This is a genomic window from Niallia oryzisoli (genome assembly GCF_043641075.1).
Taxonomy (GTDB): domain Bacteria; phylum Bacillota; class Bacilli; order Bacillales; family Cytobacillaceae; genus Bacillus_BD; species Bacillus_BD oryzisoli_A.
Genome location: NZ_JBHZRC010000005.1, coordinates 1 through 13,705 on the forward strand (window position 1 = coordinate 1; position 13,705 = coordinate 13,705).

Here is a 13,705-nt window from a genome sequence, read left to right on the forward strand (position 1 = left end):
GATCAGGTTGATAGGTTTGGGGTGGAAGCGTGGTGACACGTGGAGCTGACAAATACTAATCGGTCGAGGACTTAACCAAAACGAAATGCAGAGGCGCTTAGGCGTCGTAGCAGGATAAATCAATGTTTATTACTCACGTTTTTTCTTCAGCATTATCTAGTTTTGAGGGAACAATTCCTCAAACCAAATAGTTTGGTGGCAATAGCGAGAAGGTCACACCCGTTCCCATCCCGAACACGGAAGTTAAGCTTCTCAGCGCCGATGGTAGTTGGGGTCTTACCCCTGTGAGAGTAGGACGCCGCCAAGCAAGAGAGTATCCAATAGGGTACTCTTTTTTTGTTATGTAGAAAATTTGAAAAATGGTTGAATGGACTTCAATAACAATTACAAACTGTGACAAAGGTATGCTAGTATGAACAATCCCGTATGTTAAAATAAGTAAAAAAAGTGGTGAGTGAATAATATGACAATTAAGTGGGAAGAAATCACTGATGACCGTAGTAACAATTTAGAAAGAGTATTAAAGTTGTACGACAGCGCATTTCCGATTGATATTAGAGAACCCCATCATATTTTATATAAAGGCCTTGAATACGCAGAAAATAACACGCCTAATCGATTTAGGATGCTCGTCGGATTGAAGAATGATGTGCCAGTTTCTTTTGCGACAGGTCATTATTTAGCAGACGTTAATTGTGGATTTATTGTCTATTTAGGTACTGATCCAAATGAACGATTTAAGGGCTTAGGCTCACAGACTTTAGCTCAATTAGAAGAGGCTCTTAACAAAGATGCGATATTAGCCTCTAATCATCCAATAAATGCATTTATTTTAGAAACCGAAAGAGTAGAATTAGCTAAAACAGATGCTGAAAAGGAAGACTGTAGAAAACGAGACCGTTTTTATCAAAAAAATGGTTATGTACAGTTAAAAGACATTGATTACGTACAGCCTCCACTGAATGGAGGAAACAAGGCGATCCCTCTCAAACTCCTCATCAAGAATAGCGGAAAAATGGACCTGACTAAGACGGCTCGGGAGGTCATTTATTCTATGTATAACCATAAGTATCATGCAGTCAATGATATTCCTCTGGAAGTTCTAAATCACTGTTTACAAAAAATGAATATCTCAGAAGCATTTCAAAAGGTTAAATAAAATAAGTGAAATCCAGCTTTTATTATTATTATGGCTAAATTAGGCATGCATGTAATATATATAAAGGAGCAAATAATGAAGACAGATACCAAATCTGCTGTCTATATTGTGAAAAAAGTACGTTATAAGCATGTAGAAAGGAATCGTACATAATGAAAAATAAGCAACAGAAGAAAGTAACCTATGAAGTACAAGAGAATGAGACTGTTTCGGACTGTCTGGATCGGATACAAAAGGACGGATATACACCCGTTAGAAGAACGGAGGTACCTATTTTTCAAGAAAAAACAGGTGGGAAAGACGTATCTTATGAACCAGTAGGCAGGCAAATAATATTCGAGGTAAAAAAAGCAGATATGCTATAAATCCGAACAATGGAATTTATTACGAATAAATTGTTCGGTGTTTTCTGTTGACAATTGTCGAAATTCATTGTTAAATGGGAGTAACGAAAACAAAATATCTAGCCCTCGTATAATAATAGGAATACGGCCTATGAGTCTCTACCCAATTACCGAAAATAATTGGACTATGGGGGAAAGTAAATTGCCCGGCAAACCAACATGCATTGACATTACGGTCTATTCTTCGATGTCAGCATACTAACCTGCAGCCCGGACAGATTGCTTTCCCATGGGGAGGCTTCTGTCTGGGCTTTTTTCATAAAGCATAATAAAAAATACTTACTAAATAATTTGATTTACGGGGGGATACGATGAAGGCTCAAGTTGGAGTCATTATGGGCAGCAAATCAGATTGGGAAACAATGCGTCTTGCCTGTGAGATACTAGAATTATTTGAAATACCTTATGAAAAGAAAGTCGTATCGGCACATCGAACACCTGATTTGATGTTTGAATATGCGGAAGGTGCAAGAGAGAAAGGAATAAAGGTTATTATTGCTGGAGCAGGCGGTGCAGCACATCTGCCAGGCATGGTAGCAGCTAAGACAACCCTGCCTGTAATAGGTGTTCCGGTTCAGTCTAGAGCGTTAAACGGACTTGATTCCCTTCTATCAATCGTTCAAATGCCAGGGGGCATTCCAGTTGCAACGGTAGCAATCGGTACTGCAGGTGCAAAAAACGCTGGGCTGTTAGCGGCACAAATACTTTCTGCTTTTGATGATAGATTAGCAGTTAAATTAGAAGAATACAGGTTGGAAATGAAGGCACAAGCCATAGAAAGTAGTGATCAGCTTGTCTAATAAAGTGATTTTGCCTGGACAGACAATTGGCATCATCGGTGGCGGTCAGTTGGGAAGAATGATGGCACTAGCCGCAAAAGCAAAAGGCTTTCGGATTGCTGTCCTTGATCCAACGGAAGATTGTCCATGTGGTCAAGTTGCTGATATCACCATTACAGGTGAATATAGTGATCTTGATTCGATTAAAAAATTAGCTGATGTTAGTGATGTCATCACATATGAGTTTGAAAATATTGATGCAGCCTGTTTGCAATGGCTGAATGAGCATACCTATGTTCCTCAAGGTGTCAAGCTGCTAGAAATCACACAGGATCGGACGAAAGAAAAAGCGGCTATTCAACATGCAGGTGTTGAGGTTGCGCCTTACGCAGTGATTGAAACAAAAGAAGATATCACTAAATATCTAAAGGAATTAGGCCTTCCTGCTGTATTAAAAACAGCTAGAGGAGGATATGACGGCAAAGGGCAGTTTGTCATTCGAACTGAAGAACAGGCTGCTGAAGCAGCAGAGCTTTTAAAGGCTGGAACCTGTGTATTGGAAAAATGGATTCCGTTTGAAAAGGAAATCTCGGTTATTATTTGTCGAAATGGAAATGGCGAGCATGCTGTCTTTCCAGTTGGAGAAAATATCCACCGTGATAATATCCTGCATGAGACAATCGTGCCAGCAAGGATAAATGAAGAGTCAAAGAAATCAGCCATACAAAAAGCGATCCAGCTTGCAGAAAGCTTTCAGCTTGTTGGAACGTTGGCAGTAGAAATGTTCTTAACGAGTGACGGTATTTATGTGAATGAATTAGCACCAAGACCGCATAATTCCGGCCATTACTCGATTGAGGCATGTGAGACGTCTCAATTCGAACAGCATATTCTTGCCGTTTGTAACTGGCCTCTCGGAAGTACTGAGCTGTTAAAGCCTGCTGTAATGGTCAATATATTAGGTGAACATCAAGAGGCTGTTATTGAAAAAATACCTGAAGTGAAAGACTGGAAAATTCATTTATACGGTAAAAAAGAGGCAAAATATAAAAGAAAGATGGGTCATGTGACGATACTTAGTCATTCCATCGAAACGGCATTAACTGAAATTGAGGAAAGCGGAATTTGGCAAGAAGCTGTAGAAAAGATCGGAGGATAAAACATGATTGATCGTTATACAAGACCTGAAATGGGCGCTATTTGGACAGAGGAAAATAAATTTAAGGCATGGCTGGAAGTTGAAATTCTAGCAGATGAAGCTTGGGCAGAACTTGGAGTTATTCCTAAGGAAGACGTTGCTAAAATTCGTGAAAATGCATCTTTCGATATTAATCGTATTTATGAGATTGAAAAGGAAACAAGACATGATGTTGTAGCCTTTACTCGTGCGGTTTCAGAAACATTAGGCGAAGAAAGAAAATGGGTTCATTATGGACTAACATCAACAGACGTTGTAGACACAGCATGGTCTTATTTAATCAAACAGGCCAATGATATTCTTTTAAAGGATATTGAAAACTTCATTGAAATTTTGAAGAATAAAGCCCAAGAACATAAATATACAGTCATGATGGGACGTACACATGGGGTCCATGCTGAGCCAACAACATTCGGTTTGAAGATGGCTCTTTGGTATGAAGAGATGAAACGTAATCTAGAGCGATTTAAACAAGCTGCAGCGGGTATTGAATACGGAAAAATCTCCGGCGCAGTTGGAACATACGCTAATATTGATCCATTTGTTGAAAAGTATGTATGTGAGAAGCTTGGTACAACGCCAGCGCCAATCTCAACTCAAACATTACAACGCGATCGTCATGCACATTATATGTCAACAATCGCTTTGATAGCGACCTCTATCGAAAAATTTGCTGTTGAAATTCGCGGCCTGCAAAAAAGTGAAACACGTGAAGTAGAAGAAGCTTTTGCAAAAGGACAAAAAGGCTCCTCTGCAATGCCGCATAAGCGTAACCCAATCGGTTCGGAAAACATGACGGGGATGGCACGTGTTATCCGCGGTTATATGCTGACAGCCTATGAAAATGTTCCACTTTGGCATGAACGTGATATTTCGCATTCATCAGCAGAAAGAATTATCATTCCAGATGCAACGATTGCATTAAACTATATGCTGAATCGTTTCGGAAATATCGTGAAAAACTTAACGGTATTCCCTGAAAATATGAAACGCAACATGGATCGTACGCTTGGTCTAATATACTCTCAACGCGTTCTTCTTGCCCTCATTGATAAAGGATTAGTCAGAGAGGAAGCATATGATACGGTTCAGCCAAAAGCAATGGAAGCGTGGGAAACACAAGTTCCATTCCGTACATTAATAGAAGCAGATGAAAAAATCACTTCTAAGTTATCCGCGGAAGAAATTGCCGACTGCTTTGACTATAACTATCATCTTAAAAATGTAGATTTTATTTTCGATCGTTTAGGTCTGTAAGAGATAAATATAACAGGGGCTGGCGTGAAACATTCGTCAGTCTCGCCAATAAAGAGGAGGCTTTCCAATGGAAAAAGGTGCGCTGCTTTATGAAGGCAAGGCAAAAAGAGTCTATGCGACAAATGATGAACAAATTGTTTGGATTGAATATAAGGACTCAGCAACTGCTTTTAATGGTGAGAAAAAAGCTGAAATTAGCGGCAAAGGCCGTTTAAATAATGAAATCACAAGCTTAATTTTTGAAAAATTAAAAGAAAAGGGAATTGAGTCTCATTTCGTTAAACGTCTTTCAGAAACAGAACAGCTTGTCAAAAAAGTCACAATTATACCTCTTGAAACGGTTGTCCGTAATACAGCAGCAGGCAGCTTTTCAGCTAGATTGGGCATTGAAGAAGGAAAGCCATTACGTAAACCAATAGTTGAATTCTATTATAAAGACGATGCACTAGGTGATCCGCTAATTACGGATTCACATATCGAAGAGCTTCAGCTTGCAAGCGAAGCTGAACGAGAAGAAATTAAAGAGAAAGCCTTAAAAGTAAATACCGTTCTATCAGAGCTATTTGCTGATCTAGGTATTCGCCTAATCGACTTTAAGCTTGAATTCGGTAAAGATGCTTCAGGAGCCATTGTACTTGCAGATGAAATTTCTCCTGATACTTGCCGCCTTTGGGATGCAAAAACAAATGCGAAGCTTGATAAGGATGTATTTCGAAGAGATCTTGGCAGTTTAACGGAAGTATATGAAATCATTTTAACTAAACTAGGGGGCGGCCAGCATGTTTAAAGTAAAAGTGTATGTAACATTAAGAGAAAGTGTATTAGATCCACAAGGTACAGCGGTTATGCATTCTTTGCACGCTATGAATTATAAAGAAGTTTCTGATGTGCGTATTGGTAAATATATGGAGTTAATGGTAGAGAAATCAGATCGTCCGGTAGAAGATGTTGTGAAAGAAGTTTGTGATCGTCTGCTAGCGAATCCAGTTATCGAAGACTATCGATTCGAAATTGAGGAGGCTGTTGCTCAGTGAAGTTTGCAGTCATCGTTTTTCCAGGGTCCAATTGTGATATAGATATGTATCATGCGATAAAAGATGAGTTAGGCGAAGAAGTAGAGTACGTATGGCATACGGAAGAAAGCCTTGATGAATTTGACGGGATCCTTCTTCCTGGAGGATTCTCATATGGAGACTATTTACGTACCGGTGCCATTGCCCGTTTCAGTAATGTCATGAAAGAGGTTAGAAAGGCTGCCGAAGCTGGCAAGCCGATTTTAGGCGTGTGTAACGGATTTCAAATCCTGCTTGAGGCCGGTCTTCTGCCAGGCGCAATGAAGAGAAATGAAAGCTTAAAGTTCATTTGCCGACCAGTTAAGTTAAAGGTTGAAAACAATGAAACGATGTTTAGTAATGTGTATGAAAAGGAAGAGGTCATCACGATTCCAATCGCACATGGTGAAGGAAATTATTATTGTGACGAAGAAACATTAGCAAAATTAAAGGAAAATAATCAAATTGTATTCACATATGAGAGCAATCCAAACGGTAGTCTTGTGGATATTGCCGGAATTATAAACGAAAAAGGGAATGTATTAGGCATGATGCCACACCCGGAAAGAGCGGTTGATGAATTGCTTGGTGGTGCTGATGGTCTGAAAATATTCCAATCAATCGTCAAACAATGGAGGGAATCACATGTCGTTAATGCTTGAACCAAGTCCGCAGCAAATTAAAGAAGAAGAAATTTACAAAACAATGGGCTTATCCTCTGAAGAGTTTGAGATGGCGGAAAAGATTATCGGTCGTACTCCTAATTATACAGAAACAGGACTTTTTGCTGTTATGTGGTCAGAGCATTGCAGCTACAAAAATTCAAAGCCTGTACTAAAAAAATTCCCTGTAACTGGACCACAGGTTCTTCAAGGACCAGGTGAAGGAGCAGGTATCGTTGATATCGGTGATCAACAGGCAGTTGTATTTAAGATTGAGAGTCATAACCACCCATCAGCTATTGAACCATACCAAGGTGCTGCAACAGGTGTCGGCGGTATTATTCGTGATGTTTTTTCTATGGGTGCAAGACCAATTGCCATGTTAAATTCTCTTCGTTTTGGAGAGCTTGATTCATCTGCCCGTGTTCGTTACCTATTTAAAGAAGTCGTTGCCGGAATTGCTGGTTATGGAAACTGTATTGGTATTCCAACAGTTGGCGGTGAAATTCAATTTGAGTCTAGTTATGAAGGAAATCCGCTTGTCAATGCTATGTGTGTTGGTTTAATTGATCATAAGGATATCCAAAAGGGCCAGGCAAAAGGTATTGGCAATACAGTCATGTATGTAGGGGCGAAAACAGGTCGTGATGGAATTCACGGGGCTACATTTGCTTCAGAAGAATTAACGGATGAGTCGGAAAAAGATCGCCCAGCGGTTCAGGTTGGAGATCCGTTTATGGAAAAATTATTGCTTGAAGCATGTCTTGAAGTGGTAAAATCCGATGCGCTTGTGGGAATTCAAGATATGGGAGCTGCAGGTCTTGCCAGCTCATCAGCTGAAATGGCAAGTAAAGCAGGTACGGGAATTGAAATGAATCTTGACTTAGTTCCACAGCGTGAAACAGGAATGACAGCCTACGAAATGATGCTGTCTGAGTCTCAGGAACGTATGCTATTAGTTGTTACAGCAGGTCGTGAAGCAGAAATTAAAGAAATCTTTAAAAAATATGATCTTGACTGCGTGGCAGTAGGGAAAGTAACCGACGATAAAATGCTTCGCCTTTTACATAAAGGAGAAGTAGTAGCAGAAATACCTGCTGATGCATTGGCAGAGGATGCGCCAGTATACCATAAGCCTTCTAGTGAGCCTGCCTACTATCGTGAGTTCCAGGCAATGAATGTGGAAGCACCTGAAATTGACAATCTTGAAGAAACACTTATTAAATTATTGAAGCAGCCAACCATTGCAAGTAAAGAATGGGTATATGATCAATATGATTATATGGTACGTACGAATACAGTTGTTTCACCTGGCTCAGATGCTGCTGTTGTCCGTGTCCGCGGTACAAAAAAGGCACTTGCCATGACGACAGATTGTAATTCACGTTATCTGTATTTAGATCCAGAAACAGGCGGAAAAATTGCTGTAGCTGAAGCAGCAAGAAACATTGTTTGTTCCGGAGCAGAGCCACTTGCTATTACAGATAATTTGAATTTTGGCAATCCTGAGAAACCCGAAATCTTCTGGCAAATTGAAAAATCAACAGACGGCATGAGCGAAGCTTGTCTGACATTAAATACACCAGTTATTGGCGGAAACGTCTCACTTTACAATGAAACAAACGGTGAAGCCATTTATCCTACTCCAGTTGTAGGAATGGTGGGTCTGATTAAAGATACTGACCATATTACAACACAATCCTTTAAAGAAGCTGGAGATTTAATTTATCTTCTAGGTGAAACAAAGACTGAGTTTGGCGGTAGTGAACTTCAAAAATTATTACACGGCAAGATTTTCGGTCAAGCACCTTCTATTGATTTGGACGTTGAAAAGAAATACCAAAAGGCAGTTCTTGAAGCCATTCAAGCAGGTCTTGTTTCTTCTGCACATGACTTAGCAGAGGGCGGCCTTGGAGTGGCTGTTGCAGAAAGTATTATCGGTTCTAATGGATTAGGAGCGAAGATCAATACAGAGGGTAATGCAGTAACTGCATTATTCAGTGAGTCACAGTCACGCTTCCTGCTAACAGTGAAGAAAGAAAATCAAGCTGATTTTGAAAAAATAACAGGCGCTGTTTTAATTGGAGAAGTAACAGGAGAACCAACATTGCAAATTGTGCACAACGGCGAAACTGTTATTAATACCCAAGTTGAAACATTAGAATCTGCTTGGAGAGGAGCTATTCCATGCTTGCTGAATTAAAGGGGATTAATGAAGAATGTGGAGTCTTTGGTATTTGGGGCCATTCCGATGCTGCTCAAATTACGTATTACGGGCTTCATAGTCTGCAGCACCGCGGCCAGGAAGGAACAGGAATAGCAGTTACCGATGGAAAAACAGTAAAAGGGGTAAAAGGTGAAGGTCTTGTTGCTGAAATTTTTACAGCGGAGGCCATGAAGGAGTTAAATCATGGTAAAGCCGCTATTGGTCATGTCCGCTATGCAACTGCTGGCGGCAGCGGCTATGAAAATGTTCAACCGCTTGTGTTTCACTTTCAAACAGGAAGCCTTGCTCTTGCCCATAATGGAAATTTAGTCAATGCTGATCAATTGAAGGGTCAGCTAGAAGGACAAGGAAGTATTTTTCAAACTAGTTCCGATACAGAAGTATTAGCACATTTAATTAGACGCGGCGGTTTTTCGCCTTATATAGATCGTGTGAAAAATGCTTTGAGCATGGTGAAGGGTGCTTATGCATTTCTCATCATGAATGAAAAACAGCTTATGGTTGCTCTTGATCCAAACGGAATGCGTCCTTTATCATTAGCGAAACTCGGAGATGCCTATGTTGTAGCATCAGAAACCTGTGCATTTGATGTTGTTGGAGCTGAATTTATCCGTGACATTTTACCAGGAGAGCTGCTAATTATCGATGATGATGGTTTCCGTTCTGAGATGTTTGCCCATGCTTCCAATCAAGCTATGTGTATGATGGAATATGTGTACTTCTCCCGTCCTGACAGCAATATTAATGGAATTAATGTTCATTCAGCGCGGAAAAGACTTGGCAGGAAGCTTGCAGAAGAGGTCAAAATTGAGGCGGATGTTGTTACAGGTGTCCCTGACTCTAGTATTTCTGCTGCAATTGGTTATGCTGAAGCATCAGGAATTCCTTATGAGTTAGGATTAATCAAAAACCGCTATGTGGGACGTACGTTTATTCAGCCTTCTCAATCATTAAGGGAGCAAGGGGTGAAAATGAAGCTTTCACCTGTACGGGGCGTTGTAGAAGGAAAAAGAGTCATCATGGTAGATGACTCAATCGTTCGCGGAACAACGAGTCGACGGATTGTTAATATGCTTCGTGATGCGGGTGCCACAGAGGTACATGTTGTCATCAGTTCACCGCCAATTAAAAATCCTTGCTTCTACGGAATTGATACTTCAACAAAAGAAGAGCTGATTGCTTCTGATAAGTCTGTTGAGGATATTAGAAAAATTATTGGTGCGGATACATTAACGTTTTTGAGTGTGGAAGGAATGTTAGATGCGATTGGCAGAAAAGACGGGGGAGAAACTCGTGGACATTGCCTAGCCTGCTTCACCGGGAAATATCCGACCGAAACTTATCCTGCCATAACCAGGAATATGAACGAAGAAGAGCTTGTTTAACAAAATAATGAATCTAGCGTAAGAAAGCAAAAGGCGCCTGCCCTCTCTAGAATTTAACTCGGGGGAGGTCAAAGGTGCCTTTGCTTTTCATCACTTTCTAGCTCCAGCGCCTAGCCCCTCGAGGTCATAAGCCAATCCGTCAAGAAGGTTAAAGAACAACCTTCATGCCGGCTTGTCTTATGCTTGTCGGGGCTGGTCAAGGCGCTTGCGCTTTAACATGAAATGGAGGATCAATCACTATGGCGAAAGCGTATAAAGACGCAGGTGTCAATATCGAAGCAGGATATGAGGCTGTTTCAAGAATGAAAAAGCATGTGCAAAAGACAATGAGACCCGGCGTACTTGGCGGGTTAGGTGGATTCGGAGGCATGTTTGATTTATCCACATTAAATTTGAAAGAGCCTGTATTAGTATCCGGTACGGATGGTGTTGGAACAAAGCTAATGCTCGCTTTCATGATGGATCGCCATGACACAATCGGCATCGATGCTGTTGCGATGTGTGTGAATGATATTGTGGTACAAGGTGCAGAGCCAATTTATTTCCTTGATTATATTGCATGCGGCAAAGCGGAACCAGCAAAGATTGAAGCAATTGTAAAAGGTATTGCTGATGGCTGTGAACAAGCAGGCTGTGCACTTGTTGGCGGTGAAACCGCGGAAATGCCTGGTATGTACAGTGAAGAGGAATATGACCTTGCTGGATTTGCGGTAGGGGCATGCGAAAAAAGCAAGATTATTACTGGTAATGAAATCAAGCAAGGTGATATCTTAATTGGCTTAGCATCAAGCGGTATTCATAGTAATGGATATTCCCTTGTACGAAAGCTATTTTTACAGCAGGCTGGAATGGCTTTAACTGATCATGTAGAGGAGCTTGGCTGTACGTTAGGTGAAGAGCTGCTTCGTCCGACAAAAATCTATGTAAAGCCAATTCTTGCTGCTCTTAAGAAATTTAATTTAAAAGGTCTTGCCCATATTACAGGCGGCGGCTTTATTGAAAATATTCCAAGGATGCTTCCGGAAGACCTTGGTGCAGAATTAAATGAAGAAAATTGGGAGCTTCCCCCAGTGTTTAAACTAATGGAAACAATCGGTGAGCTGGAAAGAAAAGAAATGTACAATATCTTTAACATGGGAACAGGCATGGTGATCGCTGTAGACGAAAAAGAGGCAGCGGACGTAGTGGCGTTTTTCAATCAAGCTGGTGAAAAAGCTTATCCTATTGGGGTTATCACAAATAAACCGGGAATTGAAATTAAATTAAAATAGGCTTCCACAAACAAAACAGCCCGATTATTCGGAAATACGGAGGAAAGTCATGAAAAAAATTGCTGTGTTTGCTTCTGGGAGTGGCACGAATTTTCAAGCCATAAATGATGCAATAAAAGATGGGAAGCTTGAGGCGCAAATTGGCCTGCTGGTATGTGACCGCAAAGGTGCGATGTGTATAAAGCGAGCTGAATCAGAAAACATTCCAACCTTTGTTTTTACAGCGAAGGAATATCAGGATAAAACCAGTTATGAGGAAGCAATCCTCCACAGGCTTCATGAGCAGGAAATCGAATTTATTGTTTTGGCTGGTTATATGAGATTAATCGGGCACACGTTATTGAATGCATACCGGGGAAGAATCGTGAATATTCATCCTTCCCTTCTTCCTGCTTTTCAAGGAAAAGATGCAATTGGACAGGCATTAGCTGCAAAAGCAGCGATGACCGGAGTAACCGTTCATTTTGTAGATGAAGGCATGGATACAGGTCCAGTGATCGACCAGCGTGAGGTTGTCATTGATGAAGGTGACACGAAAGAAATGCTGGAAGCGAAGGTTCATGATATAGAACACAAGCTATACCCAGCTGTTTTACAAAGATTGTTTAAAAGTGAAGATGCCTCTATATAAGAAAAGAGCGGCATTCATAGTAAATCATAATCGTTAGTTATTTTTCAAAATGAGTGTGTGTAAATCACCGAGGGGGGACTTTATCATGAAAAAACGTGCGTTATTGAGCGTATCAGATAAAACAGGCGTAACAGAATTTGCAAAGCAGTTAGTTGAGCTTGGTTTCGAATTGATTTCAACAGGTGGTACGAAAAAGGCAATCCAAGAAGCCGGTATTCCGGTTATTGGTGTCAGCGATGTAACAGGATTCCCAGAAATCTTAGACGGTCGTGTTAAAACATTAAATCCGCTTATTCATGGCGGTTTACTTGCGAAATTTGACGAGCCAAGTCATATGGAGCAAATGAGTCAGCATCAGATTGATCCGATTCAAATCGTTTGCGTTAACCTATATCCATTCCAACAGACTATTGAAAAGCCGGATGTAACTGTAGAAGATGCAATTGAAAACATTGATATCGGCGGTCCAACAATGCTTCGCTCTGCAGCAAAGAACCATCAATATGTTGCGGTTGTTGTTGATCCATCAGACTATGAAAAAGTAATTAGTGATTTGAAGGATGCTGGCGAGGTTACATTTGAAACACGCCGTGCCCTTGCTGCAAAGGTATTCCGTCATACTGCTGCATATGATGCAATTATTGCTGGCTATATGACTGAGCTTATCGGTCTTGAAACACCTGAAAAATTAACGGTTACGTATGAATTAAAGCAAGGCTTACGCTACGGAGAGAACCCTCATCAAAAAGCAGCATTCTACAGTAAACCATTAGGCTCTAAGTTTTCCATTGCATATGCTGAGCAATTACATGGCAAAGAGCTTTCTTATAATAATATCCACGATGCGGATGCAGCATTGCAAATCGTAAAAGAGTTTTCTGAACCTGCTGCTGTTGCAGTAAAGCATATGAATCCATGTGGAGTAGGTACTGGAAAGGATATCTTCACTGCATTTGAAAAAGCCTTTGAAGCAGATCCTGTTTCTATTTTTGGTGGAATTATTGCCTTAAATCGTGAGGTAGACAAAGCATTAGCGGAAAAGCTGCATGAAATTTTCCTTGAAATTGTCATTGCACCTTCTTTTACAGAGGAAGCTCTTGCTGTACTGACTACAAAGAAAAACCTTCGTCTATTAACGATTGCATTTGACCAGCAGGGTACAAATGAAATGACATTAACCTCCGTTGAAGGTGGATTGCTTACACAGGATCAAGACAGTTACTCTCTAGATAATGCAACGATTACGATTCCAACAGACCGTAAGCCTACCGATGAAGAGTGGGAAGCTTTAAAGCTTGGCTGGAAGGTTGTTAAACATGTTAAGTCCAATGCGATTGTTGTCACTGATAAACAAATGACGCTTGGAGTTGGAGCAGGACAGATGAACCGTGTTGGATCAGCAAAGATCGCTCTAGAGCAAGCAGGTGAAAAAGCAAAAGGAGCAGCACTTGCATCGGATGCATTCTTCCCAATGGATGATACAGTAGAAGCGGCTGCACAGGCAGGAATTACGGCCATTATTCAACCGGGCGGATCTATTCGTGATGAAGATTCGATTAAAAAGGCTAATGAGTACGGAATTGCGATGGTATTTACAGCTGTTCGCCATTTTAAACACTAAAACAGGCAAATTCGACGGGCGAATTTGATTTATGTAATAAAATTACGGGGAGCTGAACG

At 40.7% G+C, this 13,705-nt stretch carries 13 protein-coding genes, 1 rRNA gene and 1 riboswitch; all 14 genes read left to right on the top strand.

What is annotated here, in order from left to right; all coding sequences use genetic code 11:
- Nucleotides 1-191: 191 nt before the first annotated feature.
- The 14 genes from rrf to purH all read left to right on the top strand — a co-directional run bounded on the left by rrf (nt 192) and on the right by purH (nt 13,646).
- A 5S ribosomal RNA gene (gene rrf / locus ACHUFV_RS15545) occupies nt 192-307 on the top strand.
- 156 nt (nt 308-463) lie between these two features.
- Entirely contained in the window at nt 464-1,159 is a 696-nt protein-coding gene (locus ACHUFV_RS15550; RefSeq protein WP_394235690.1) for a GNAT family N-acetyltransferase, read from the top strand.
- Between the two features lie 152 nt (nt 1,160-1,311).
- Nucleotides 1,312-1,524, top strand: a complete 213-nt coding sequence (locus tag ACHUFV_RS15555) for an NETI motif-containing protein (RefSeq protein ID WP_394235692.1) — start codon at nt 1,312-1,314, stop codon at nt 1,522-1,524.
- A gap of 85 nt (nt 1,525-1,609) precedes the next feature.
- A riboswitch (purine riboswitch) is annotated at nt 1,610-1,711 on the top strand.
- A gap of 163 nt (nt 1,712-1,874) precedes the next feature.
- Nucleotides 1,875-2,363, top strand: a complete 489-nt coding sequence (purE, locus tag ACHUFV_RS15560; RefSeq protein ID WP_394235694.1) for a 5-(carboxyamino)imidazole ribonucleotide mutase — start codon at nt 1,875-1,877, stop codon at nt 2,361-2,363.
- Nucleotides 2,356-3,501 carry a 5-(carboxyamino)imidazole ribonucleotide synthase gene (gene purK / locus ACHUFV_RS15565; RefSeq protein ID WP_394235695.1) on the top strand — a complete coding sequence of 382 codons (1,146 nt, stop codon included), beginning with the start codon at nt 2,356-2,358 and terminating at the stop codon, nt 3,499-3,501. Before purE ends, purK begins: the two co-directional genes overlap by 8 nt.
- Nucleotides 3,502-3,504: 3 nt before the next feature.
- Nucleotides 3,505-4,797 carry an adenylosuccinate lyase gene (gene purB / locus ACHUFV_RS15570; protein ID WP_394235697.1) on the top strand — a complete coding sequence of 431 codons (1,293 nt, stop codon included), beginning with the start codon at nt 3,505-3,507 and terminating at the stop codon, nt 4,795-4,797.
- A gap of 67 nt (nt 4,798-4,864) precedes the next feature.
- Nucleotides 4,865-5,584 carry a phosphoribosylaminoimidazolesuccinocarboxamide synthase gene (gene purC, locus ACHUFV_RS15575; protein ID WP_394235699.1) on the top strand — a complete coding sequence of 240 codons (720 nt, stop codon included), beginning with the start codon at nt 4,865-4,867 and terminating at the stop codon, nt 5,582-5,584.
- On the top strand, nt 5,577-5,831 hold the full coding sequence (gene purS / locus ACHUFV_RS15580; RefSeq protein ID WP_394235701.1) for a phosphoribosylformylglycinamidine synthase subunit PurS: 255 nt from the start codon (nt 5,577-5,579) through the stop codon (nt 5,829-5,831). The genes purC and purS overlap by 8 nt, the downstream gene beginning before the upstream one ends.
- The gene (gene purQ / locus ACHUFV_RS15585) at nt 5,828-6,511 is read left to right on the top strand and encodes a phosphoribosylformylglycinamidine synthase subunit PurQ (RefSeq protein WP_394235703.1); all 684 of its coding nucleotides are present in this window, start codon (nt 5,828-5,830) and stop codon (nt 6,509-6,511) included. Before purS ends, purQ begins: the two co-directional genes overlap by 4 nt.
- On the top strand, nt 6,495-8,714 hold the full coding sequence (purL, locus tag ACHUFV_RS15590) for a phosphoribosylformylglycinamidine synthase subunit PurL (protein WP_394235704.1): 2,220 nt from the start codon (nt 6,495-6,497) through the stop codon (nt 8,712-8,714). The genes purQ and purL overlap by 17 nt, the downstream gene beginning before the upstream one ends.
- The gene (purF, locus tag ACHUFV_RS15595; RefSeq protein WP_394235706.1) at nt 8,699-10,123 is read left to right on the top strand and encodes an amidophosphoribosyltransferase; all 1,425 of its coding nucleotides are present in this window, start codon (nt 8,699-8,701) and stop codon (nt 10,121-10,123) included. The genes purL and purF overlap by 16 nt, the downstream gene beginning before the upstream one ends.
- 239 nt (nt 10,124-10,362) lie before the next feature.
- Nucleotides 10,363-11,394, top strand: a complete 1,032-nt coding sequence (gene purM, locus ACHUFV_RS15600; RefSeq protein ID WP_394235707.1) for a phosphoribosylformylglycinamidine cyclo-ligase — start codon at nt 10,363-10,365, stop codon at nt 11,392-11,394.
- 49 nt (nt 11,395-11,443) lie between these two features.
- Nucleotides 11,444-12,025: a phosphoribosylglycinamide formyltransferase gene (gene purN, locus ACHUFV_RS15605; RefSeq protein ID WP_394235709.1), complete on the top strand. Its 582-nt coding sequence runs from the start codon at nt 11,444-11,446 to the stop codon at nt 12,023-12,025.
- A gap of 85 nt (nt 12,026-12,110) precedes the next feature.
- Complete coding sequence (gene purH / locus ACHUFV_RS15610) at nt 12,111-13,646, top strand: bifunctional phosphoribosylaminoimidazolecarboxamide formyltransferase/IMP cyclohydrolase (RefSeq protein WP_394235711.1); 1,536 nt, start codon at nt 12,111-12,113, stop codon at nt 13,644-13,646.
- Nucleotides 13,647-13,705: the final 59 nt, after the last annotated feature.

What these genes read in the sequence shown, in the direction of transcription:
- ACHUFV_RS15550 (WP_394235690.1), top strand. Translation starts at nt 464, where the DNA reads ATGACAATTAAGTGGGAAGAAATCACTGATGACCGTAGTAACAATTTA.
- ACHUFV_RS15555 (WP_394235692.1), top strand. Translation starts at nt 1,312, where the DNA reads ATGAAAAATAAGCAACAGAAGAAAGTAACCTATGAAGTACAAGAGAAT.
- purE (WP_394235694.1), top strand. Translation starts at nt 1,875, where the DNA reads ATGAAGGCTCAAGTTGGAGTCATTATGGGCAGCAAATCAGATTGGGAA.
- purB (WP_394235697.1), top strand. Translation starts at nt 3,505, where the DNA reads ATGATTGATCGTTATACAAGACCTGAAATGGGCGCTATTTGGACAGAG.
- purC (WP_394235699.1), top strand. Translation starts at nt 4,865, where the DNA reads ATGGAAAAAGGTGCGCTGCTTTATGAAGGCAAGGCAAAAAGAGTCTAT.
- purS (WP_394235701.1), top strand. Translation starts at nt 5,577, where the DNA reads ATGTTTAAAGTAAAAGTGTATGTAACATTAAGAGAAAGTGTATTAGAT.
- purL (WP_394235704.1), top strand. Translation starts at nt 6,495, where the DNA reads ATGTCGTTAATGCTTGAACCAAGTCCGCAGCAAATTAAAGAAGAAGAA.
- purF (WP_394235706.1), top strand. Translation starts at nt 8,699, where the DNA reads ATGCTTGCTGAATTAAAGGGGATTAATGAAGAATGTGGAGTCTTTGGT.
- purM (WP_394235707.1), top strand. Translation starts at nt 10,363, where the DNA reads ATGGCGAAAGCGTATAAAGACGCAGGTGTCAATATCGAAGCAGGATAT.
- purN (WP_394235709.1), top strand. Translation starts at nt 11,444, where the DNA reads ATGAAAAAAATTGCTGTGTTTGCTTCTGGGAGTGGCACGAATTTTCAA.
- purH (WP_394235711.1), top strand. Translation starts at nt 12,111, where the DNA reads ATGAAAAAACGTGCGTTATTGAGCGTATCAGATAAAACAGGCGTAACA.